This window comes from Streptomyces thermodiastaticus (assembly GCF_014656135.1).
GTDB lineage: Bacteria > Actinomycetota > Actinomycetes > Streptomycetales > Streptomycetaceae > Streptomyces > Streptomyces thermodiastaticus.
Window position 1 is genome coordinate 70,222 of record NZ_BNBV01000013.1, and the last position, 22,268, is coordinate 92,489.

Consider the following 22,268-nt stretch of genomic DNA (forward strand, 5'->3'; position numbering starts at 1 on the left):
AAACGTCAGGCGGCCGGCCTGCCCGCCCCGCGCCGGGTGCGGCCCTTGCGCAGGAAGCGGCGCAGTCGCGCCTCGGGCCAGGTGTTGATCACGTCGTCCCCGGTCAGCCAGCCGCGCTGCGCCGTGCCCACGCCGTAGCGCATCGCGGCCAGGTGGATCACCGCGTGGGCGTCGCTGTCGACGGCGAACTTCACACCGTGCCGCCGGGCCCGCAGGATGTCCTCGTCGCGCAGGTCCAGCCGGTCCGGGCGGGCGTTGATCTCCAGGGCGGTGCCGGTGCGCGCACACGCGGCGAACACCTCGTCCCAGTCCGCGTCCAGCGCCGGCCGCCGGCCGATGATCCGCGTGGTGGGATGTCCGATGATGTTCACGTACGGGTTCTCGCAGGCCCGCACCAGCCGCCGGGTCTGCTCCCGGTGCGACTGGTTGAAGTGCGAGTGCACCGAGGCCACGCACAGGTCGAAGCCGGCCAGGAAGTCCTCCGGCCAGTCCACCGAACCGTCCGGGCCGATGTTCAGCTCCACGCCGTGCAGCAGCCGCATCCCGCCGCCGGAGCGGCGCCGGCCGCGCCGGCCGTAGACGCCGTCGAGGGCGCGCACCTGCGCGCGCTGGGCCAGCATCCGCTCGTCGGTCATGCGCTGCATGGCCAGGGCGGGACCGTGGTCGGTGACCGCGTAGTAGGCGTAGCCGCGCCGGGCGGCCGCGGCGACCATCTCCTCCAGCGGTGCGAGACCGTCCGTGAGGTCGGTGTGGGTGTGCAGGTCGCCGCGGATGCGGGACTCCTCGACCAGGTCGGGCAGTTCCCCGCGCAGCCCCGCCTCGATCTCCCCGCGGTCCTCGCGCAGCGTCGGCGGGATCCAGGGCAGCCCGAGCCGGGCGTAGACCTCCTCCTCCGTCTTGGAGACGATCTTCTCGCCGGTCTCGGCGTCGAACAGCCCGTACTCGGACAGTCTGAGTTTCTGGTGCACCGCGATCTCGCGGGTGCGGATGTTGTGCGCCTTGGCGCCGGTGAAGTACTGCAGGGCCGCACCCCAGGCGTCCGGCGGCACCACCCGCAGATCGACGGACAGGCCCTTGGTGGTGCGGACCGTGCTCTTCTTCCGGCCGTGCGCCACGACCTCCGTCACGTCGGGCAGCTCGGTGAACGCGGCCATCAGCGGCTCCGGATCCACCGCCGCCGTCAGCACGTCGATGTCCCCGACGGTCTCCCGCATACGGCGCAGCGAACCGGCGTACGCGCTCCGGAGGCAGCCGGGCACCTGGGACAGCGCGGCGAGGACGTCCTCGGCGAGGCCGGCGGCCACGTCCAGCAGGACCCGGTCGGAGGAGGACCGCAGCAGTTCGATGCCGTGCAGGATGTTCTCCTCGGTCCGCGGACCGAAACCCTTCAGGTCGCGCAGCCGCTGGTCGCGGATGGCCTCGGCCAGTTCCTCGACCGAGGAGATGCCGAGCTCCTCGTAGAGCACCCAGGCCTTCTTCGGGCCGAGCGTCGGGATCCGTGTCAGCCGCCGCACCCCGGCGGGGATCTTCGCCCGCAGCTCCTCCACCGCGGACACCCTGCCGGTGCGGACGTATTCCAGGATCTTCTCCGCGATCGACGCGCCCACGTTGGGGATCTCCCGCAGACCCTTGGCGTCGAGAGCGGACACGTCGGCCGGGTGGCCGCCCACCGACCGGGCGGCCTTCTCGTAGACACGTGCCTTGAACGCGTCCCCTCCGGTGATCGAGATCAGGTCCGCGTACTCGGCGAGGAGCGCGGCGACCTCGTCGTTGGAACGAGCCACACTTCGAGGATAGGAGGACACACCCGCCCGGGCGATCCGGTGCGTCGCCGGGCCGTCCCGGGACGGCACACCCAGCCGGTCAGCCCGCCCAGCCGGTCAGCTCGCCCAGTCCAGCAGGCGTTCGCCGCGTTCCGGCGCCCGCAGATGGGCCAGCGACTGCTTCTCCAGCTGGCGGACGCGTTCGCGGGTCAGGCCGACCTGGTCCGCCACTTGCTGCAGGGTGCGGGGCTGTCCGTCGTGCAGCCCGTAGCGCAGGCTGAGGATCATGGCCTCGCGGGGGCCGAGCGTGCCCAGGGCGTCGCGCAGCTCCTCGGCGAGCGCCCGGTACTCGGCGATCTCGGGTGCCTGCAGCACGTCGGTGGCCGGGATGAGATCCCCGACCACGGTCTCGCCGGTGTCGTCGACGGGTGTGTCGAGGCTGACCGCGTGCCGGCCCACCCGGCGCAGCCAGGCGACCCGCTCGGGTTTCAGCCCGCTCTCCCGGGCGACCTCCTCGTCGCTGGGCTCGTGGTCGAGGCGCAGCCGCAGCCGGCGTTCCACCTTCGCGAGTTTCTGCAGCTGCTCCACGACATGACTGGGCAGCCGCACCGTGCGGGCGTGCTGGGCCAGGCCCCGTTCGATGGCCTGGCGGATCCACCAGGTCGCATACGTGGAGAGCTTGAACCCCTTGGTGTGGTCGAACTTCTCGATGGCCCGGATCAGCCCGCAGTTGCCCTCCTGGATCACATCGAGCAGGGGCAGGCCCCGGTGGGCGTGGCGTTTGGCGATCGACACCACGAGCCGCAGGTTGGCCCGGATCATGTGGTCCTTGGCGCGCTCCCCGTCGTGCACGGCGGCCTCCAGGTCCCGGTGGCGCCGCTCGTCGAGCTCGCGGCCCTCGGCCCTGGCCCGCTCCAGCTCCTCGGCGGCGCGCACCCCTGCCTCGATGCGCTGGGCCAGCCGCACCTCGTCCTCGGCGTCGAGCAGCGGCGTCGCGGAGATCTGCCGCAGATACTGGCCGAGCAGATCAGGTTCGTCGCCGGGCTCCGGGACGCGGCTGCGGGGGCGTGCGGAGCGTTCGGCGGCACGACGGGTCTCCCGCACATCCGTCGCGTTGCGTGCGCGTGCGCACATCGGCCGTCCTCCGTCCCGTTGCACAGGTCCGCTGTCCTTGCGAGCTGCAACGGGTACCCGGGCGCCTCGCCGTCATGCCAGGACCGCCGCCCACGCCCCGGCGCGGCGGCGGTCCCGGACGACGGCGGCACGGTCACCCGCGGGCGTCGGTCGCGGCCGGGGTGCCGGCATCCGCGGGCGCCGGAGCGGACTCGGGCTCAAGGGTGCCCGCCTCGGCACGGGCGAGCAGCCGGTGCCCGCTGGCGAGCACGGGAATCGCGAGGAAGAAGGTGGCGGCACCCAGGTAGAACGGCACGCTCAGGTCGGTGGCGTCGGCCAGCTTGCCCGCCACGTACGGGGCGAGGCCGCCGCCGATGAAGCGCAGGAAGCCGTAGGCGGAGGAGGCCACCGGGCGCTCGACCGGGGAGACGAGCATGACGGCCTGGGTGGTGAGGGTGTTGTTGATGCCGATGAAGGCGCCGCTGACGATGACCGCCACGATGACCACGGTGGGCGTGGTGACCCCGGCGGCGATGATCGCCATGACGATGCTCAGGCCCAGCAGGTTGGCGTAGAGGACCTTCGCCGTGCCGAATCGGGCCTGCAGCCGCGGGGCGAACAGGACGCTGAAGGCGGCCACCAGCAGACCCCAGCCGGTGAAGACCAGGCCGAGCTGGTGCGCGCCCAGCTCCATGGGGTAGGGGGCGTAGCCGAGCATCGTGAAGAAGCCCCAGTTGTACAGCAGGGCCATGATGCCCATGGTCAGCAGGCCGCGGTGGCGCAGTGCACGCAGCGGCGCCACCGGCGAGGTGCGGCGCTCCGGTTTGGGCAGCGGCGGCACGAAGGCGAGCGTGGCGACCAGCGCGATGGCCATGAGCACGGCGACACCGAAGAACGGGCCGCGCCAGCTGATGGCGCCCAGCTCACCGCCCAGCAGGGGACCGACGGCGATGCCCAGGCCGAGGGCCGTCTCGTAGAGGATGATCGCGCCGCCGAAACCGCCGCTGGCGGAGGCGACGATCACCGCCAGGGAGGTGGCGATGAACAGGGCGTTGCCCAGACCCCAGCCGGCGCGGAAGCCGACGATGCCGTTGATGGAGCCGGTGGATCCCGCCAGCGCGGAGAACACGACGATGACGGTCAGGCCGATGACCAGGGTGCGTTTGGCCCCGAACCGGCTGGAGAACCAGCCGACGATCAGCATCGCGACCGCGGTGACTATCAGATAGCTGCTGAACAGCAGGGAGACCTGGCTGGGCGAGGCGTGCAGGTTCTCCGCGAGCGCGGGCAGGATCGGGTCGACCAGGCCGATGCCCATGAACGAGATCACGCAGGCGAAGGCCACGGCCCACACGGCCTTCGGCTGCCGGAACGGACTGGAACTCTTACTGTGCGGTGTGCTCATGACCGCTCTTCTCCACTCGGGTAGCGGCACACGTGCGGCGACTCACGCCCGGCACGTGTGCGGCGACGGGGACGGCGAGGGTGTGTCGTGCGGGTTCAGGGACGCTCCCGGCGACGTGTGTCCGCGGGCTCAGGGACGCTCCCGGTGCTTCCGGATCACGCGGGCCAGTGCCGGCAGGGCGGTGCGCACCGCGCGCTGTTCCGGCTCGGGCAGCTGGGCGATGAGGCGTTCCAGCGCCTCGGCGCGCTCGGCCCGCCGCTGCCGGAACACCTCAAGACCGGTCTCGGTGGCCTCCACCAGCACTCCGCGGCCGTCGGTGCGGTCGGCGACCCGACGGACCAGACCGGCCCGCTCCATCCGCGTGACCAGCTGCGTCATGTTGGGCTGTGAGACGTTCTCCGCCCGGGCCAGCTCGGTCAGCCGCTGCGGGCCCTCCCGGCTCAGCCGCCCGAGGGCCGAGCTGGCCGCGGTGCTCAGCCCGCCGGTCGTCGCGCTCTGCCGGACGTACCGGACCATCTGCTCCACGGCGATGATCAGGTCCTCGCCGGAGGTCTCCGGGGAGCCGGTGTCCATAACCCGCTTATGCATAAGTGTATTATGCACCCGGTGTAGGGTGAAGCCAAGACCCGGCCGGTCACAAAACGAGCACACCCGCACCGCACCCCGCAGCATGAGGCCGATGCCGCGGCCGGCGAGCGCGGGCCGCAATCTCAAAGACCTCTGATCCGCGGCCGTTAGCGTCCGCCCCATGGTGCGCGACTACCTCATCATCGGAGCCGGACCGGCCGGACTGCAGCTCGCCGCTCTCCTGGAGCGCGACGGACGCGACTACCTCGTCCTGGAGCAGGGGAGCGGACCGGGAACGTTCTTCACCCGCTTCCCCCGGCACCGGCGGCTCATATCGATCAACAAGGTCAACACCGGGTACAAAGACCCGGAGCTCGCCCTCCGCATGGACTGGAACTCCCTGCTCACCGACGACCCCGAACTCCTCTTCACCCGCTACAGCGAGCGGTACTTCCCGCACGCCGACGACCTGGTGCGCTACTTCGGCGACTTCGCCCGGCGCAGCGGCGTGCGCGCCGAGTACGGCGTCCGGGTCACCCGCGTCCTGCGCGACGGCGACGGCTTCCTGGTGCGCGACGACACGGACCGGACCTGGCGCGCCCGGCGTCTCGTCGTCGCCACCGGCGTCGGCCTCCCGCACATCCCCGACATCCCCGGCATCGAACACACCGAGCAGTACGCCGACTTCGACACCGACCCCGCCTCCTTCACCAACCAGCGGGTGCTCGTCCTCGGCAAGGGCAACTCCGCGTTCGAGACCGCGGACGCCCTCATGGAGAAGGCCGCCGTCATCCATGTCGCCGGACCGCACTCGGTGAAGATGGCCTGGACGACCCACTTCGTGGGCCATCTGCGCGCGGTCAACAACAACTTCCTCGACAGCTACCAGCTCAAATCCCAGAACGCCGTCCTGGACGGCACCGTCGAGCGCATCGAACGGCGGGCCGGCGGCTACCGGGTGCTGTTCCGCTACGCCCGCACCACCGAACGACTGCGGGAACTGCACTACGACCGGATCGTGGTGTGCACCGGATTCCGCTTCGACGCCTCGCTGTTCGACGCCGGCTGCCGGCCCGACCTCGTCATCGACGGCCGGTTCCCCGCCCAGACCTCCGCCTACGAGTCGGTGAACGTCCCCGGCCTGTACTTCGCCGGCACCCTCACCCAGCAGCGCGACTTCAAGCGCTCCACCAACGGCTTCATCCACGGCTTCCGCTACGGCGCACGCGCCCTGCACCGCATCCTGGGCGCCCGCTACCACGCCACGCCCTGGCCGTCCCGCACCCTGCCCGCCGCGCCCGAGGCCGTCGCCGACGCCCTCGTCGAGCGCGTCAACCGCTCCTCCGGCCTGTGGCAGCAGTTCGGCTACCTCGGCGACGTCGTCACCGTCCACGACGACCACGCCCTGTACCAGGAGGAGGTCCCCCTGGACTACGTCACCGACGGCCACCTCGGCCCCGCGGCCCACCGGTTCGTCATCGACCTGGAGTACGGACCCGGCCACGACCACGCCGACCCGTTCGACGTCACCGTGCCCCGCGTCCGCGAGAACGACCCCGAGCACGCCATGGACTCCACCTACCTCCATCCCGTGGTGCGCCACTACCGCGACGGCACCCTCGCCGGCACCCACCATCTGGCGGAGAACCTGGACAACGACTGGGACATCCCGTCCGTCCACCGCCGGCCGCTCGCCGCGTTCGTGAAGGCCTGCCTTGACTGAGCAGTTCCCCGGCGCCGTGCTCGACCTGCTCGAGGCGGCGGGCGACCGCCCCGTCTTCGAGCACGGCGACCGGGTCGTCAGCGGATCCCAGCTCCTGGCGCAGGTCCGGCGGGTGACGGGCGGCCTGCGCGGGCACGGCGTGGGCCCCGGCGACGGGGTCGCGCTGCTGCTCGGCGTCAGCCCCGAGGCGTTCGCCGCATACCTCGCCGCCCACGTGGTGGGCGCCCGTGTCGTCGGGCTGCGGCCGGGACTCACGGAGGGCCAGCGCCGGCATCTGCTCGCCGGCACCGCCTTCCGCGTCACCGACCGGCCCGACGGCACGGCCGGCGAACCCGGCGGCACCGTCCTCGCCCTGGACGGCCTGCTCGCCGCCGAGGACGACGGCCGCCGCCCGCGGATCTCGGGCCGCCCGCAGGATGTCGCCCGGCTCATCCACACCAGCGGCAGCACCGGACTGCCCAAGGCGTGCGCCCAGACCTACGCCGCGATGACCGCGGCCTGGGCGCTCCACCCCGACCGCTGGCCGCCCGCCGTCCGCGAACTCGCCCCGCGCCTGGAGCGGTTCCTCGTCTTCGGCTCCCTGGCCAGCCAGGTCGTGCTGGAGTACGGGCTGCTCGCCCTCGCCGCCGGCGGCACCCTCGTCACCGCCGAGGACCCCGCCTTCCCCGACAGCCTGGTGCGCCACCGGGCCACCGGCAGCGTCATCACCGTGGCCCGCCTGAACAGGCTTGTCGCGAGCGTGCGGGACCGTCCCGTGGACCTGGGCTCACTGCGCGCCCTGATGGTCTCCGGTTCCCCGATCGGCGCCGCCCGGCTGCGCGAGGCCGCCGAGGTCCTCGGGCCGGTCGTCTTCCACGGGTACGGCCAGACGGAGACCGGCATGATCTCCATGGCCACCCCGTACGACGAACCCGGCTCGCTGGGCGTCCCCCCGGTCGACGTCGAGGTGCGGGACGCGGGCGGGCGGCCGGTGCCGCCCGGCACGGACGGCGAGCTCTTCGTCCGCACCCCCTCCCAGGGCTGCGGCTACTGGAACGAACCCGCCCTGAGCGCCGAGGTGTTCACCGACGGCTGGGTCCGCACCCGGGACATCGGCCACCTCGACGAGCAGGGCCGGCTCTGGCTGACCGGGCGGGCCCGCGACGTCGTCATCGTCAACGCCCAGGTGCACTACGCCGGCCCCGTCGAGCGGGTGCTGGCCACCCACCCCGCGGTGGCGGAGGCGTACGTCGTCGCCGTCCCCGACGACAGCACCGGCGAGGCCGTCCACGCCTATGTGGTGCCCCGGCCGGGCCGCACCCCCCGCCTCGGGGAACTGCGGGCCCTGGTGGCGGCCGAGCTGGGCGAGGCCACCGCCCCGGCCCGGCTCACGCTGATCGACGAGGTGCCCCTCACCCCCGCCGGGAAACCCGACAAACGCGCCCTGGCGGCCAGGGGTTAGCCGCTCACCGCACACAGCCACCGGGCTCCGCCGGCGCATACCTGGTGCGCCGGCGGAGCCCGGAGGTGTTCCGGCGGCTGCTCAGCCGGCCGGGGACGGCACCGCCGCCCGCCGGGGCGGGCGGCTGCCCCGTGCCCGCTCCCGCCGGTCCAGCCACGCCAGCAGCGGCGAGGTCATCACGGTGGTGACGACGGCGACCACGACCAGGGCGCTGAACAGCGCCTGCGTCACGATGCCCGCCGCCAGGCCCAGATTCAGCGCGATGAGCTGCATCAGCCCCCGCGCGTTCATCAGCGCCCCCACCCGCAGCGCCACCGCCGACGGCTCCCCGGTCAGCCGCGCGGCCAGCCAGCACGCGCCGAACTTCCCCGCCACCGCCACCAGCACGCAGCCCAGGGTGAGCAGCAGCACCGGCCCGGAGCCCAGCAGGGCGAAGTCGGTGTTCAGCCCCGAGTAGGTGAAGAACAGCGGCAGGAACACCGTGCCGACCGGCTCGAGCGTCTCCACCGTGTGGTCCAGCCGCTGCGACCGCGGGAAGACCAGCCCGAGACTGAACGCGCCGAACACCGCGTACAGCCCGATCTCGTCGGTGTACCAGGCCACCAGGAACAGTGCGCCGAGCAGCACCGGCAGCAGGCTCTCGGGTGCCACGCGGTCGGTGAGCCGCACGGTGCGGCTGCGCAGACGTGTCACCACCGCCAGCACCGCGACGAGCCCGAGGGCGCCGGCCACGGCCAGCGACACCAGATCCGCGCTGCCCCCGGAGATGCTGAACACCCCCGCGAGCAGCATCCACGCCGCCGCGTCGTCCACCGCGCCCGCACCGAGCGCCAGAGACCCGAACCGGGTCCCGGTCAGGCCCCGTTCGGCGATGATCCGGGCGAGCATCGGAAACGCCGTCACCGCCAGCGCCACCCCCACGAACAGCGCAGACACCAGCAGCGGCACGCCCGGCGCCAGGGTGCCGGTCCGCGGCCCGACGGCGGCGATCAGCGCCGCCCCCAGCGCCACCGGCACCAGCATCCCGGCCAGGGAGACCAGCCCGGCCGGCCGGGCCACACCGCGCAGCCGGTCCACCCGGAACTCCCAGCCCACGTGGAACATGAACACCACGAGACCGATCTGCCCGACCACGTACAGGACCGGCCGCACCTCCTGCGGGAACAGGCCCGCCTCCACGTCCGGCAGCAGGGCGCCGAGCACCGACGGCCCCAGCACCACGCCCGCGAGCATCTCCCCGACCACGGGCGGCTGGCCCAGCCGCCGCACCAGCATCACCACCAGCCGGCAGACGGCCAGGACGACCACCACGGCGAGAAAGAACCTGGGGGACAGTTCCGCGGGCGTCATGCGGGGCCTCCTGTGGTGTGGGCGACCGGGCACCGGTCGGGCGGGAACTGGGCGAAGTACCGCGCGGCGAGCCGCTGCCGGCGGGCGTGCAGCACCATCACCGTGCCGAGCACCAGCTGCCGCACCCCCCGGACGACGTCCTCCACGCCGTCGCGCACCCGCAGAAAGGTGCGCAGCGGCGCCAGACGCGCTCCGGGCTGCAAGTGGCGCGGGACCAGCAGACACGGCGCCCGGTGCGGGATGGACCGGGTGTGCGAGACCGTGGAGTCCAGCCGGAAGCGTCGCAGCACCTCCCGCACGGCGGCCCGCAGCACCAGCGGCGACAGCCGCCAGGCCGGGCACGGGCGGTTGGCCGCCACCCCGAACGGGATGTGAGGGGCGTTCCGGGCGGACAGCGACGCCCAGCGGTCCGGGTCGAACGCCTCCGGCCGCTCGTAACCGGTGGCGTGATAGTCCGGGTAGCTGAAACACACCACCGACCCGGCCGGCAGCGTGGTGGCCTCGTCGAGCGGTATGTCGTCCGTGGTGATGCGGTGCGCGATCCCGAACAGCGGGTACAGCCGCATCGTCTCGTCCAGCACGTGGCTCAGATACCGGTCGTCGTCCGGGTTGTGTGCGACCCGCCGCTGCACCTCCGGGTGGCGGGCCAGGGCCAGCAGCAGGTGTGCGGTGGCCTCGGAAAGCTGGACGACGGCCGTGTTGAAGAACGTGCCCTGCAGGTAAAACACCTGCTCCTGCGGCGACAGCGAGGCCGGCAGCCGGTGCGGCACGTCCCCGGCCGCCACCCGCTCGCGCAGATATGCCGTCAGCCGCGCCCTGCGCCGCGGATGACGCAGCGAGGTGCACTTCAGGGCGTCGATCACGTCCCTGGCGTGCGCGACGATCAGCTTCCGGGCGTGCGGCGGGCACGGCTCGCGGAACACCAGCCCGTAGCAGAACTCCGCCCAGGCCGGCATCACCAGGTCGCGCAGCCGCACCAGGCTGATCCGGTCCGTGGGCAGCGCGTCCAGGACGCCCGCGACCGCACGGGTCGCCGCCGCCGTGAGACCGGCCGAGTCGCCGGCGAGGATCCGCCGGGTCGTCGCGGCCACGTCGTCGTAGCGCGGGCCGGACTCCAGATGCTCCTGGTGCACCTCGGGCCCCGGCGACAGCCAGTACCAGAACAGGTCGGACAGCCCCGCCCCGGCGCTGCGGCCACCGGCTGCCGGATGGGCGTACACCCGCTCGAACACCTCCGGTCCGTACACCGCGCTGGGCAGCGTCAGCGCCCTGTCGCCGTTCACCTTCTCGAAGATGCGCATCCGCAGCGCCACCACGGCGCGCGGCAGCCACCACGTGTCCGCTTCCCGTGCGCCGCTCACCACGTCCCGCCTCTGCGCACCACCATGTCCCGTGTCAGATCGGCGTTGCGGGCACCCCCGCACAGCGTCAGCGTGTGCTCGTAGTCGTCGCGCAGCTCCGCCAGGACCCGGCGCACCCCGGCCTCGCCGTCGGCGGCCAGCCCCCACAGCACCGGACGGCCCACCCCGACCGCGGCCGCGCCCAGCGCGAGCGCCACGGCCACGTCGCCGCCCCGGCGCACCCCGCCGTCGAGCAGCACCGGCACCCGGCCCGCCACCGCCTCGGCGACCGCCGGCAGGCAGTCCACGGCGGCCGGCACGGTGTCGCACTGGCGGCCGCCATGGTTGGAGACGACGACACCGGCCGCCCCGTGCGCGACGGCCAGCGACGCGTCCGCCGGATGCAGCACCCCTTTCACCAGCACGGGCAGCGCGGTCGCCGCCCGCAGCGCGTCGAAGTCCTGCCAGGAGACCGCCGGGGACATGGGGATGTCGGTCAGCCCGCCCGGCGGGGCACCGGGCAGGTCCCGCATGTTCTCCGCGGCGTAGCCCGGCGGCAGGTCCGTGAACCCGTTGCGCAGATCCCGGGGACGCCGGCCGAACACCGGCGCGTCCACGGTCACCACCAGCGCCGTGCACCCGGCGTCCTCCGCGCGCCGCACCAGCGCCTCGGTGACCACCCGGCGCGGATGCAGGGTCAGCTGGAACCACACCGCCGCACCGGCCGCCGCCGCGCGGGCCGCCGCGACCACCTCGCCGACCGGGACGGTCGCGGCGGTCCCCGTCACCAGGACGGCGCCCTCCGCCGCCGCGGCCCGCGCCGTGGCCCGCTCCCCGTCCGGGTGCATCAGCCGGTGGAACGCGGTCGGCGCGACCAGTACCGGACCCGCCGCGGGGGCACCCGGCAGGTCGACACGTATGTCCCGCCGCCCGGCGCCGCGCAGCACCCGCGGCAGCAGCGCATACCGGTCGAAGGCGCGCTCGTTGTCGGCCACGACACGCTCCTCGCCGGCGCCGCCCGCCACGAAGTCGTAGTACACCGGGTCCACGGCCCGGCGCGCCGTCTCCCGCAGGGTGCGCAGCGCCGTCACGACGCCACCGCGGCCTTCGGGCCGCACCGGTCGGCGAGGAACGCGCGCAGCGGAGCCCGGTGGACGTCCTCGCTGTCCCACTCGTTCTCCAGGTTCTCCCGCAGATGGTGCTCGCCCGCGTCCTGACCGCCGCGGTACCAGCGCACCACCGGATGCAGATAGCGACTGTCCAGCCCCGAGGCGTCCTGCTGCGCGGGGCGGGCCGCCGTCACGTCGAACGGGTCCACCCGGTCGTGGTCGGCCCCGTACTCCAGGGTGATCACCGCATGGGCGGCCACGGGGCCGAAGTGCCCGGCGCGCACCGCCTCCGGCACATGGGCCACCGGGACCTCCTCGGCGTAGCGCATCGTGCCGTCCGGGGCGAGCAGCAGCACGTCCCCGAGGACGGCGAACTGCTGCCACAGCGCCGAGGACCGGTTGACCCGCGTGATGATGCGGTCGACCGCCGCCTGAAGGCCCCCGCCCAGCTCCGCCACCGGCCACGGCTCGCCGTGGTGACGGCGGCGCAGCTCCCGGTACAGGGCGCGGACCGTGTAGCGGAACCCGTGCACGAAACCGGTGGTGGACTTCTTGAAGTCGCGGCCCTGCGTGAGGGTCCCGGCGAAGTACAGCTCCGGCACGTTCACCGACTCCCCGACGGGGGTCACGGCGGGGAACCGGCCGTCGACCACGGTCTCGGGCGTGCAGCTGCCGTCGAAGACCGACGCGTCGAACCGGAACCCGGTCGCGACGATCACCCGGTCGTAGCGCAGGTCCTTCACCACCTCGTCGGCCCGTTCGAAGGCCACCGGCACACGGAAGCCGTCCCCGTCCCGCCGGATCTCCAGCACCCGCCCGTCCAGCAGCGCGTTCTGCAGCTTGAGCTGATAGGTGTCCAGGAAGTTGTTGTTCACCGCCCGCAGATGACCCACGTAGTGCGTCTGCCAGGCCAGACGCAGCGAACCGGAGCCGACCAGGTGGATGACGGCCGCGTGCTCCATCAGGCTGTCGGCGGTCTCGAAAGCGGAGTTGCCCCGCCCGATCACCAGCACCCGCTGGTCGGTGAAGGACTCCGGGTCGGTGTCGAACGTGTCGTAGCGTTCGGCCAGTTCGATGCCGGGGATGTCCGGCAGGTTCGGCAGCGGCACCCCGGTCGCCACCACCACGCGCCGCGCCCGCCAGGTCCCCCCGGAGGCGTCGGTCACGGTGAACCCGCCCTCGTCGCGGGAGACACGTGTCACGGCGGTGCCGTACCGCACACGCACACCGGTGCGTTCGGCGAAGTCCGTCAGATACCGGACCATGTCGTCGGCCGGCGGGAAGTAGCGCCGGCTGTACCGGGTGAACAGCAGCTCCGGATCGTCGCTCAGCAGCGAGTTCCAGTCCATCCGCAGCCGCAGCTCCGGATCCTCGTATCCGGTGTGCACCTTGTTGATCGAGATGAGGGTGCGGTGCCGGGGGAACCGGGTGAAGAACGTGCCCGGAGTGCTGCCGCGTTCCAGCACCACATAGTCCGCACCGTCGTGTTCCAGGAAGGCGGCGAGCTGAAGGCCCGCCGGCCCCGCTCCGATGATCACGTAGTCGTAGGCCATGGCCCGGAACCTAGCCAGCACATCTCAAAACGCTCTGAGATTCCACTCCTAGCGTGAAACACGTGCTGACCACGGACACCGTCTCGCTCTCCGACCCCCTCGACCCCGCCGTCCTGCGCCACGCGGCCGGTCTGCTGACCGTCACCGTGGACGACGCCTCCCGCGCCCGGCTGGCGGACGGGCACCGCGTCTTCCGCGCCCTGCGCGACGGCGACGGCACCGGCCCGCAGCGGCCGATCTACGGCGCCACCACCGGCTTCGGTGCCCTCGCCGGCTACGCCGGGCGGGCCGACGAGGCCGACCAGTGCGACAACACCCTCGCCCACCTCGGCGCCGGCCAGGGCCCCGACCTGCCGCCCGGCCTCGTGCGCGCCGCCCTGCTGATACGCGCCCGGTCCCTCGCCCAGGGCCTGTCCGGGGTCTCCGCCGACGTCGTCGAACGGCTCACGGAGATGTTCGCCACCACGTTCACACCCGCCGTTCCCCGCTACGGCTCCGTCGGCGCCAGCGGTGACCTCGTCCCGCTCGCCTACGCCACCCAGGCGCTGCGCGGCCGGGGACACGCCTACGCCGACGGCCGCCGCATGCCCGCCGCCGAGGCACTCGCCGCCACCGGACTGCGCCCCCTCGCCCTGGACGGCCGCGACGCCCTCGCTCTCGTCAACGGCACCTCCGTCACCACCGCGGCCCTGGCCCTCGCCCACGACGCCGTCCGCACCGCCCACCGCTCCCTGACTGCCCTGACCTGCCTGCTCGCCGACGTCCTCGGCTGCGACCCCGGATTCCTCGACGCGGACCTGATGCGCGCCTACGCCCACCCCGGCGCGGCCGCCACCGCCGCCCGCATGCGGCAATGGCTGGAGGGCGCCGTGCCGTCCGGGACACGCCCGCTGCAGGAGCCGTACAGCATCCGCTGCTCCCCGCAGCTGCTCGGCGCCGCCGAGGACGCGCTGCGGTACGTCGACGCGGTGGTCGCCGCCGACCTGGCCCAGATCAGCGACAACCCGCTGTTCTTCCCCGGCGAGGCGGGGGAGGGGAAGGTGGTGCACGGCGGCAACTTCTTCGGGCAGCCCGCGGCCTTCGCCGCCGACCTGCTCGCCTCCGTCACCGCCCAGCTCGGCAACCTCGCCGAACGCCAGCTCGACCTGCTGGTCGACCCGCACCGCAACGGCGGCCTGCCGCCCATGCTCGCCACCCGGCCCGGCGCCCAGCACGGCCTGCAAGGGGTGCAGCTGGCGACCACCGCCTTCGTCGCGGAGATCCGCCGCAACGCGACCCCCGCCGCCATGCAGAGCCTGCCGACCAACCTGCACAACCAGGACGTCGTCCCGTTCGGCACCCAGGCCGCCCTGCGCGCCCACGACCTGGCCGAGCTGCTCGGCCTGCTGTGCGGCTCCCTCGCCCTCGGCCTGCGCCAGGCCGTCCACGTCGGCGCCCGCCGGCCCACCGCGCCCCGCTGCGCGGACCTCCTGGACGCCCTCAGCGCCGCGATCGATCCGGTCGACCCGGACCGGCCGCTGGACGCAGACGTCCGGACAGCGGCACGAGTGCTCGCCGGCCACGCACTGCCCTGAGCGCACCGTCCGCGGCCTGCTCCGACGGCGGGCTCAGCGGCAGCCGCAGGGTGAACCGTGCCCCGTGCCCCGGCCGCCCGTCCGCCGTCACCGTGCCGCCATGGCTGGTGACGACCTCCCGCAGCAGCGCCAGCCCCAGCCCGTACCGGCCGTCGCCGCCCCGGTGGAAGCGGCGGAACAGCCGCTCGGCCTCCCCACGGGCGAAGCCGCTGCCGGTGTCCGTGACCGTCAGCACCGCCGAGCCGTCCGCACGGGACAGCACCAGGTCGATCCGCCCGCCGCGCGGGGTGTGGGCGATGGCGTTGGCCAGCAGTTCCCCGACCGCCCGGCGCAGGGCGGACGCGACCCCGTCGACCCACAGCGGAAACGGCGGGCCGTCCACCCGGACGGTCAGCCCGCGCTCTTGGACCCGTTCGTCCTCCTCGGCCGCCGCCGACCGCACCAGGTCCACCAGGTCCACCCGCCGTTTCGCCCGCCACGCCGGACCCGCCGCGAGGGCCGCCGACGACAGCAGATCGTCCAGCACCTCGCCGAGCCGGCCCAGGGAGGTCACCAGCAGCCGCAGGCCGTCGCGGTGTGCCGCCGGCAGCCCGTCGTTCGCCGCCCGGCGCGCCAGCACCTGCGCCCGGGTGTGCAGCTGGGTGATCGGCGTGCGCAGCTCGTGGCTGGCGTCCGCGACGAACCGGCGCTGCCGGGCCAGTGCCTCGGCCAGCGGTGCCACCGCCCGGCAGCCGAGCACCAGACCGGTGACGGCCGTGGCGACCAGCCCCACCGCCTCGGCCACCCCCAGCGCGGACAGCAGGTGACTGCGGTCGGCGAGCTGGAACCGCAGATCGAACACGGCCTGCACCACGTCGCCGTTGTCCCGGACCTGCGTGCGCACCAGATAGGTGATGTCCCCGCGGTGCACCGCACGCTCGACCGGCTCGCCGGTCGACCGCACCCGCTCCAGATCGTCCTCCAACGGGAACCCGGCGGGCGCGTTCGGCAGCGCGGGTGCACCCGGCCCGTACAGCCACATGCACCCGGGCGGCCGTGACAGGTCCGCGTGCGCGGCGCCGAACCGCACCTCGCGGTGCACCTGCTCGTCCTGCGCCCGTGCCGTCACCAGGTAGGCGACGGCGCCGACGAGCACGATCAGCAGCGTGATGACGGCACCGGTGGTCCACACGATCCGCCACCGGGCCCGGCGCACCACCACCTCCTCCTCGCTGCGGCGCGGCCTTCTCACAGCGCCCCCAGCCGGTAGCCGACCCCGCGCACCGTCCGCACCGCCTTGCGGCCGAGCTTGCGGCGCAGGTAGTACACATAGGTGTCGACGATCGACGGGGCGTGCGCCTCCTCGAAGACCGTGCGGCGCAGCTCCGCCCGCGAGTACACCGCGTCGGGCCGGGTGGCCAGCACCCACAGCAGCGCGAACTCCCGCGCGGCCAGGGAGATGCGCTCACCGTCCGCGAGCACCACCTCCCGGCGTGAGACGTCCAGCCGGCCGGTACCGATCCGCAGCACCTCGCTGACGTCCAGCGACCGCCGGCACAACGCCCGCAGCCGGGCGGTGAGTTCGTCCAGGTCGAAGGGTTTGGCCAGATAGTCGTCGGCACCCGCGTCCAGCCCGTCCACCCGGTCCGGCACGCTGCCCATGCCGGTCAGCAGCAGCACGGGTGAGCGCACCGGACGGGACCGCAGCCGGCGCAGCAGATCCAGACCGTCCAGCACCGGCAGCCTCCGGTCGATGACGAGCACGTCGTACGTGCGGGTGAGCCCGAGGTGCAGTCCCCGCTGCCCGTCGGTCGCGACGTCCACCGCGTACCCCTCGTCCCGCAGGATTTCGGTGAGCATGCCGACCAGCTCCCGGTCGTCCTCGACCAGCAGTAACCGCCAGGGATCCCGCATGTGCTCCTGCGTCACTGTGCCCTCCCTCGCCGCTTTTCTCGCGCCTGTCAACGCCTCTGCGACGCACGGGAGTTCCGGATCAGAAGCCGCTCAGGGCACGGGCTCCGCCGAGACGGCCGCGCAGCGACGGGATCAGGCCAGGGGGACGGCCGGCGCCGGTCTCGGGCCACGGCGCCGGGCCGCAGGCTCCGCTCTCCGTTGCCGGGGACGTCCGCTGCGGTCGCTGGGCCGCGGTCGCCATGCCCGGTGGGTGACCGATTGCCGCTGCCTCCCATCGCGGCCGGACCACCGCTGTGGTGGTGGCGGCCGGTGCCGTCACCACCACGCTCCTGGCGGCCTTCTTGGCGTTCACCGTCACCCGGGCCCGGCGCAGAGGCCGGCGCCCGGGAGCGTGACCGCGTCCTTCGGAGGCATCGGGCGGGCCGGCGGGCGCCGACGACGCTTCGACGCACGGGCACAGCGGGCACGGTGCTGAACAGGCCGCCGGCGCCGGCCTCGGTGGGCGGGACGGTGCTCACCGCGGCGCCTCGACCACGATCACGTTCGCGGTGACCTGGTGAGGCGCCACCGTGTGCGCCCGCCCGGGTTCTCGTCCTCGTACCGTCGGGTGACTGGCGGGGCGGGCGCCGGGTAGGCGGGGCAGTAGTCCCACGCCGTTGCCGACCGACTGGCCGGAGGACGCCATGACCGATCCGTATCCCGACCCGGTGTCGCCGTCGCCCACGCCGCGACCGGACCCCGAGCATCCGCCGCCGCGCCCCCATCCGGTGCCCCCGCCGGAGCCGTCCCCCGCCCCGGAACCGCCTCCGCCGCCCGTACCGCCTCCGGCGCCCCCGCACCCGGGGCCGCCGCCCGCACCGCCTCCGGCGCCCCCGCACCCGGGGCCGCCGCCCGAGCCGTCGCCGTCGCCGATCCCGCCGGGGCCGGAACCGGTGCCCAGCCCCGAACCGGGGCCTCCGCTGGCGTGAGGCGGGCCCGGGGAGCGGACCGGGACGGCGTCCGGCGCGCGCCGCCCGGCGGACCGGGATCCCGCGGACCCGCACGGCCTACGCCGTGACCTCCGACCGGTCCCCGCCCCACAGCGTGTGGAAGGACCCCTCGCGGTCCACCCGACGGTAGGTGTGCGCGCCGAAGAAGTCCCGCTGGCCCTGGGTGAGCGCGGCCGGCAGGCGCTCGGCGCGCAACGCGTCGTAGTAGGCGAGGGCCGCGGCGAAGCCGGGCGCGGGCACGCCCTGACGGGTCGCGGCGACGAGGACCTCCCGCCAGTCGTCCTGGGCCGCCGCGATCTCCTGGGCGAAGGTGTCGTCGGACAGCAGGCTCGGCAGGTCCGGCCGGGCGTCGTACGCGGCTCGGATACGGTCCAGGAAGGCCGCGCGGATGATGCAGCCGGCCCGCCAGATCGCGGAGACCGCACCGAGGTCGATGTCCCAGCCGTACTCGGCGCTGCCCACCGCGATCTCGTGGAAGCCCTGGGTGTACGACACGATCTTCGACGCGTACAGCGCCTGCTCCACCCGGTCCGCGAAGGCCGCCGCCTCGGACTTTGTCAGCGCGGACGCCTTCGGGCCCGCCAGGCCCCGGGAGGCCCGGCGCAGGTCCGCGTGGCCGGACAGCGAGCGCGCGAAGACCGCCTCCGCGATGCCCGACACCGGCACCCCCAGGTCGAGGGCGATCTGCACGGTCCAGCGGCCGGTGCCCTTCTGCTCGGCCTGGTCCGCCACCACGTCCACGAACGGCCTGCCCGTCGCGGCGTCCACATGGGAGAGCACCTCGGCGGTGATCTCGATGAGGTACGAGTCGAGCCGGCCGGTGTTCCAGGTGCGGAAGATCTCCGCGATCTGCGCGGGGGAGCAGCCGCCCACCTCGCGGAGCAGCTGGTAGGCTTCGCCGATCAGCTGCATGTCGGCGTACTCGATGCCGTTGTGCACCATCTTCACGAAGTGCCCCGCGCCGTCCGGGCCGACGTGGGTGACGCAGGGCGACCCGTCCTTCGCCTTCGCCGAGATCTTCTCCAGCATCGGACCCAGCGACGTGTACGACTCCGCCGAGCCGCCCGGCATGATGCTCGGGCCGTGCAGCGCGCCCTCCTCGCCGCCGGAGATGCCGGTGCCGACGAAGTGGATGCCCCGCTCACGCAGCGTCCGCTCGCGCCGCCGGGTGTCGGCGAAGTGGGCGTTGCCGCCGTCGATGATCATGTCGCCGGGTTCCAGCAGCGGGGCGAACTCCTCGATCACCGCGTCGGTCGGCTCACCCGCCTTCACCATGATCATCAGGCGGCGCGGACGCTCCAGCGCCGCCACGAAGTCCTCGGGCTTCTCCGTGGCCACGAAGTCGCCCTCGTGACCGAACTGCTCCACCAGGTCGTGCGTGCGCTGCGCGGTGCGGTTGTGCAGGGCCACGGTGTAGCCGTTGCGCGCGAAGTTGCGGGCCAGATTGCGGCCCATGACCGCGAGCCCCGTGACGCCGATCTGGGCTGTCGTGCTCATACCGCTCGCTCCTCAGTGGTCCGTGCCGGTTTTCGTCGGCCGTCGTCGGTCGTCCCGGCCGCTGCTTGTCGTCCGGCCGCCGCCCTGGGGCCGTCGTCCGTGGCAGCCGGCCGCCCCCGAGGCCTGCGGGACGGCCGGCTGTTCCCGGGGCCTGCCGGGCAGCCCGCCGTCCTCCTCCGGAGCCCTCCGGTGTTCCCGGCCTGCGCTCCGGTGGTCCCGGTCGTCGTCCGTGGCAGCCCGCGGTCACCCATGGTCCGTCGCGGGACCGGCTGCGACCATCGTGACGCGCCGATGCGGTCGCCGCACATCCGTCACGGTCGGCTCCCCGGCGCGTGCTCCGGCTCCCCGGCTCCGTGCCTCCGGACGCGGCCCGCGGCCGAGTGAGTGCGTCGGCTTCCCCGGTGCGCCGGTCCGTGCAACAAGCCGTGAGCGGCGGCCGCTTGATGCGGTGAAGCGACCTGGTGCGCTCTTGTCACGGCCTTTTCACGGCGAATAGCTTTTGGCCTCTCCTGACACACGGCAAGGGGGGGCTCGACGACATGGCCGCACGTGGCCGGCACCGCCGGCACCAGCCGAACAGGATCAACCGCGTCTCGCTCACCGTCACCGCCGGCGGCGCCGGGATCGCGCTGCCGCTCGTCGGCGCGGGCGTCGCCCACGCGGCCGACGCCGCCACCTGGACCAAGGTCGCCGCCTGTGAGTCCGGCGGGAACTGGCACATCAACACCGGCAACGGGTTCTACGGCGGTCTGCAGTTCACCATGTCCACCTGGAAGGCGTTCGGCGGCACCAAGTACGCACCGCGGGCGGACCTGGCCACCCGCGAGCAGCAGATCGCGATCGCGGAGAAGGTGCTCGACGCGCAGGGACCCGGCGCCTGGCCGGTGTGCTCGGTGCGCGCCGGCCTGACCCGGGGCGGCCCGGCACCCGACGTGCACCCCGACGGCGGGGCCGCCAGGGCCGTACGGCAGCAGACGTCCTCCGCCTCCGGGCCCGAGACGCCGAAGGCGCGCCACACGCACGACGTGAAGCCGCAGACCACGCCGCAGTCGCGCGCCGGCCGGGCCGAGACGTACACGGTGGTCCGCGGCGACACGCTCTCCGGGATCGCCGAGGATCAGCGGGTGCGCGGCGGCTGGCAGCGGCTGTACGAGGCCAACCGTGCCACGGTCGGCGACGACCCGGATCTCATCCTGCCCGGCCAGCGGCTGTCGCTGGACACCACGCGGACCACAGCAGGCAGGCGGGCGTCCGGGAGCACCACGGGAACCGAGCGGCCGGCGGGGACCGGGTACAGCGCCACGAGCACGTCCGGCACCACCGCCGAGCGCGCGACGGACACCCGCAGGGCGACGTCCTCGACGCGCGGCTCCCGCTCCACCACCGGGCATCGGCTCACCGCGCCCGTGCGGGCCACGATCGGCACCGGTTACCGTGCCGCCGGCGCCCACTGGTCCAAGGGCTACCACACCGGCGTGGATTTCGAGGTGCCCACCGGCACCGCCGTGCACGCCATCGCCGCCGGGCGCGTGGTCAGCGCGGGCTGGGGCGGCGCCTACGGCTACCAGGTGGTGATCCGGCACGAGGACGGCCGGTACAGCCAGTACGGGCATCTGTCGGCGATCTCGGTGCGGGCCGGGCAGACGGTCGGTGCCGGTCAGCGCATCGGCCGCTCGGGTGCCACGGGCAACGTGACCGGCCCGCATCTGCACTTCGAGGTGCGCACCGGGCCCGGCTTCGGCACGGACATCGACCCGGTGGCCTACCTCAGGGCCGGCGGCGTCAGGCTCTGACGCGGCCGCGCCGGCCCCGCGGACCGCGGCCGGGGGACGGCACCGGCAGCGACCGGCCCCCGGCAGACGGGGGTGCGCTCAGCGGGCCGGCCCCTCGACCGGGGGCGGGGCCGGCGGGTGCCGCCTCGGGCCCCGCCGGTTCCGCCCCGTCCACCCCGGAGGCGGAGGCGGCCGGCCGCCGCTCGGCCGCCTCCCGGAGCCGTTCGGCGGTCAGCTGCACCAGGCCGCCGGCGGCCAGCACGCCGCAGGCGACAGCCAGCACGGCCCCCGCCGTGCCGTGGCGGAAGGTCTCGCCGAACATCGTGACGCCGACCGCGGCCGCCACCACCGGGTTGACCACCGTCAGCGTCGCCAGCGGGGCCGTCAGACCGCCGCCCCGGTACGCGGCCTGCGACAACAGCAGGCCGGCGGTGGCCAGCGCACCGATCGCGGCCAGCGACGGCAGCAGGTCCGGCACGGCCGGCCCGTCACCGGCGTCCACCGCGACCGTCTTGGTGAACACCGACCCGATGCCGAAGGCGACGCCGGAGCCGGTGGCCAGCAGCACGCTGCGCACCGCCGGATGCCGGTGCGCGGCCCGGCCCGCGACGCCCAGCACCACGAGCGCCGCCCCCGTCACGGCGGCCAGACCCGCACGCTGAGCCGCGGGCAGCGACCGGGCGGCGGAGGCACCCACCAGCGACAGCAGGCCCGCGAGTCCGACGGTGGCCAGGGCCGCTCCCCGCCACGCGGCGGCGCCCGCCCGGCGGCGGGCGAACAGCGCGGCCATGGGCAGCGCGAACACGATCGTCAAGGCGCCCAGCGGCTGCACCAGGCTCAGCGGGCCCAGGGCCAGCGCCACCACGTGCAGCAGCGCGCCCGTGCCGTTGAGCACCACCGCGCCCCACCAGGCCGGCCGGCCGAGCGGCGCGTACCGTGCGCCGGAGGACGCCGCGACGCGCTCCTGCACGATCGCACCGCCCGCGTAGGCCACGGCGGACACCAGGGACAGCACCACGGACCACACCAGTGCGCTCATGAGCCGCTCCCGTCAGGAAGGCGGGGGCGTCCGGCCGGGCGCGGCGGACAGTCGGTTTCCATGGCCGACCACCATGCCGTGGCGCCGGCGCCGCGTCGTCGTCCCTGAGCAGGCATTGGGTCGTACTCCTGAGGGAGTAC

The 22,268-nt window shown here is 74.0% G+C and carries 15 protein-coding genes and 1 pseudogene; 4 read left to right on the plus strand and 12 right to left on the minus strand.

Features of this window, described 5'->3' with window-relative positions; translation table 11 throughout:
- Positions 1 to 5: 5 nt before the first annotated feature.
- The 4 genes and pseudogenes from polX to IE286_RS14305 all read right to left on the minus strand — a co-directional run bounded on the left by polX (position 6) and on the right by IE286_RS14305 (position 4,869).
- A complete protein-coding gene (polX, locus tag IE286_RS14290; RefSeq protein ID WP_189797072.1) occupies positions 6 to 1,784 on the minus strand; it encodes a DNA polymerase/3'-5' exonuclease PolX in 1,779 nt (592 codons plus the stop codon).
- Positions 1,785 to 1,880: 96 nt separating this feature from the next.
- Positions 1,881 to 2,897 carry a sigma-70 family RNA polymerase sigma factor gene (locus IE286_RS14295; RefSeq protein ID WP_189797073.1) on the minus strand — a complete coding sequence of 339 codons (1,017 nt, stop codon included), beginning with the start codon at positions 2,895 to 2,897 and terminating at the stop codon, positions 1,881 to 1,883.
- Positions 2,898 to 3,048: 151 nt separating this feature from the next.
- Positions 3,049 to 4,281, minus strand: a pseudogene (locus IE286_RS14300) (MFS transporter); the annotation flags it as partial.
- Between the two features lie 129 nt (positions 4,282 to 4,410).
- Positions 4,411 to 4,869 carry a MarR family winged helix-turn-helix transcriptional regulator gene (locus IE286_RS14305; RefSeq protein WP_189797074.1) on the minus strand — a complete coding sequence of 153 codons (459 nt, stop codon included), beginning with the start codon at positions 4,867 to 4,869 and terminating at the stop codon, positions 4,411 to 4,413.
- 160 nt (positions 4,870 to 5,029) lie between these two features.
- Between IE286_RS14305 and IE286_RS14310 the strand changes: the two genes are divergently transcribed.
- Together IE286_RS14310 and IE286_RS14315 are read left to right on the plus strand one after the other, a co-directional pair.
- On the plus strand, positions 5,030 to 6,571 hold the full coding sequence (locus tag IE286_RS14310; RefSeq protein ID WP_189797075.1) for an NAD(P)-binding domain-containing protein: 1,542 nt from the start codon (positions 5,030 to 5,032) through the stop codon (positions 6,569 to 6,571).
- Positions 6,564 to 8,012 (plus strand): class I adenylate-forming enzyme family protein, encoded by a 1,449-nt coding sequence (locus IE286_RS14315; protein ID WP_189797076.1) that lies wholly within the window; start codon positions 6,564 to 6,566, stop codon positions 8,010 to 8,012. Before IE286_RS14310 ends, IE286_RS14315 begins: the two co-directional genes overlap by 8 nt.
- Positions 8,013 to 8,093: 81 nt before the next feature.
- On the opposite strand, the gene IE286_RS14320 is transcribed toward IE286_RS14315, so the two are convergent.
- From IE286_RS14320 to IE286_RS14335, 4 genes are read right to left on the minus strand one after another with little or no spacing between them, the layout of a single operon-like run.
- Positions 8,094 to 9,362 (minus strand): cation:proton antiporter, encoded by a 1,269-nt coding sequence (locus tag IE286_RS14320; protein ID WP_189797077.1) that lies wholly within the window; start codon positions 9,360 to 9,362, stop codon positions 8,094 to 8,096.
- Complete coding sequence (locus IE286_RS14325) at positions 9,359 to 10,663, minus strand: cytochrome P450 (protein WP_189797135.1); 1,305 nt, start codon at positions 10,661 to 10,663, stop codon at positions 9,359 to 9,361. Before IE286_RS14325 ends, IE286_RS14320 begins: the two co-directional genes overlap by 4 nt.
- Before the next feature lie 56 nt (positions 10,664 to 10,719).
- Entirely contained in the window at positions 10,720 to 11,793 is a 1,074-nt protein-coding gene (locus IE286_RS14330) for an alpha-hydroxy acid oxidase (RefSeq protein ID WP_229862701.1), read from the minus strand.
- The gene (locus tag IE286_RS14335; protein ID WP_189797078.1) at positions 11,790 to 13,364 is read right to left on the minus strand and encodes an FAD-dependent oxidoreductase; all 1,575 of its coding nucleotides are present in this window, start codon (positions 13,362 to 13,364) and stop codon (positions 11,790 to 11,792) included. The genes IE286_RS14330 and IE286_RS14335 overlap by 4 nt, the downstream gene beginning before the upstream one ends.
- 62 nt (positions 13,365 to 13,426) lie before the next feature.
- Between IE286_RS14335 and IE286_RS14340 the strand changes: the two genes are divergently transcribed.
- Entirely contained in the window at positions 13,427 to 14,938 is a 1,512-nt protein-coding gene (locus IE286_RS14340) for an aromatic amino acid ammonia-lyase (RefSeq protein ID WP_189797079.1), read from the plus strand.
- Here IE286_RS14340 and IE286_RS14345 read toward each other — a convergent pair.
- From IE286_RS14345 to gnd, 3 genes are all read right to left on the minus strand, one after another.
- The gene (locus IE286_RS14345; RefSeq protein ID WP_229862704.1) at positions 14,844 to 16,169 is read right to left on the minus strand and encodes a sensor histidine kinase; all 1,326 of its coding nucleotides are present in this window, start codon (positions 16,167 to 16,169) and stop codon (positions 14,844 to 14,846) included. The genes IE286_RS14340 and IE286_RS14345 overlap by 95 nt on opposite strands.
- Positions 16,166 to 16,831: a response regulator transcription factor gene (locus IE286_RS14350; RefSeq protein WP_189797138.1), complete on the minus strand. Its 666-nt coding sequence runs from the start codon at positions 16,829 to 16,831 to the stop codon at positions 16,166 to 16,168. The genes IE286_RS14345 and IE286_RS14350 overlap by 4 nt, the downstream gene beginning before the upstream one ends.
- A 1,046-nt stretch (positions 16,832 to 17,877) precedes the next feature.
- Positions 17,878 to 19,317, minus strand: coding sequence for an NADP-dependent phosphogluconate dehydrogenase (gnd, locus tag IE286_RS14355; RefSeq protein WP_189797080.1), 1,440 nt, complete (start codon positions 19,315 to 19,317; stop codon positions 17,878 to 17,880).
- Positions 19,318 to 19,856: 539 nt separating this feature from the next.
- On the opposite strand from gnd, the gene IE286_RS14360 reads away from it, so the two are divergent.
- Positions 19,857 to 21,110: a transglycosylase family protein gene (locus IE286_RS14360; protein WP_189797081.1), complete on the plus strand. Its 1,254-nt coding sequence runs from the start codon at positions 19,857 to 19,859 to the stop codon at positions 21,108 to 21,110.
- Here IE286_RS14360 and IE286_RS14365 read toward each other — a convergent pair.
- The gene (locus tag IE286_RS14365) at positions 21,100 to 22,128 is read right to left on the minus strand and encodes a DMT family transporter (protein WP_189797082.1); all 1,029 of its coding nucleotides are present in this window, start codon (positions 22,126 to 22,128) and stop codon (positions 21,100 to 21,102) included. The two genes, IE286_RS14360 and IE286_RS14365, sit on opposite strands and share 11 nt — an antisense overlap.
- Positions 22,129 to 22,268: the final 140 nt, after the last annotated feature.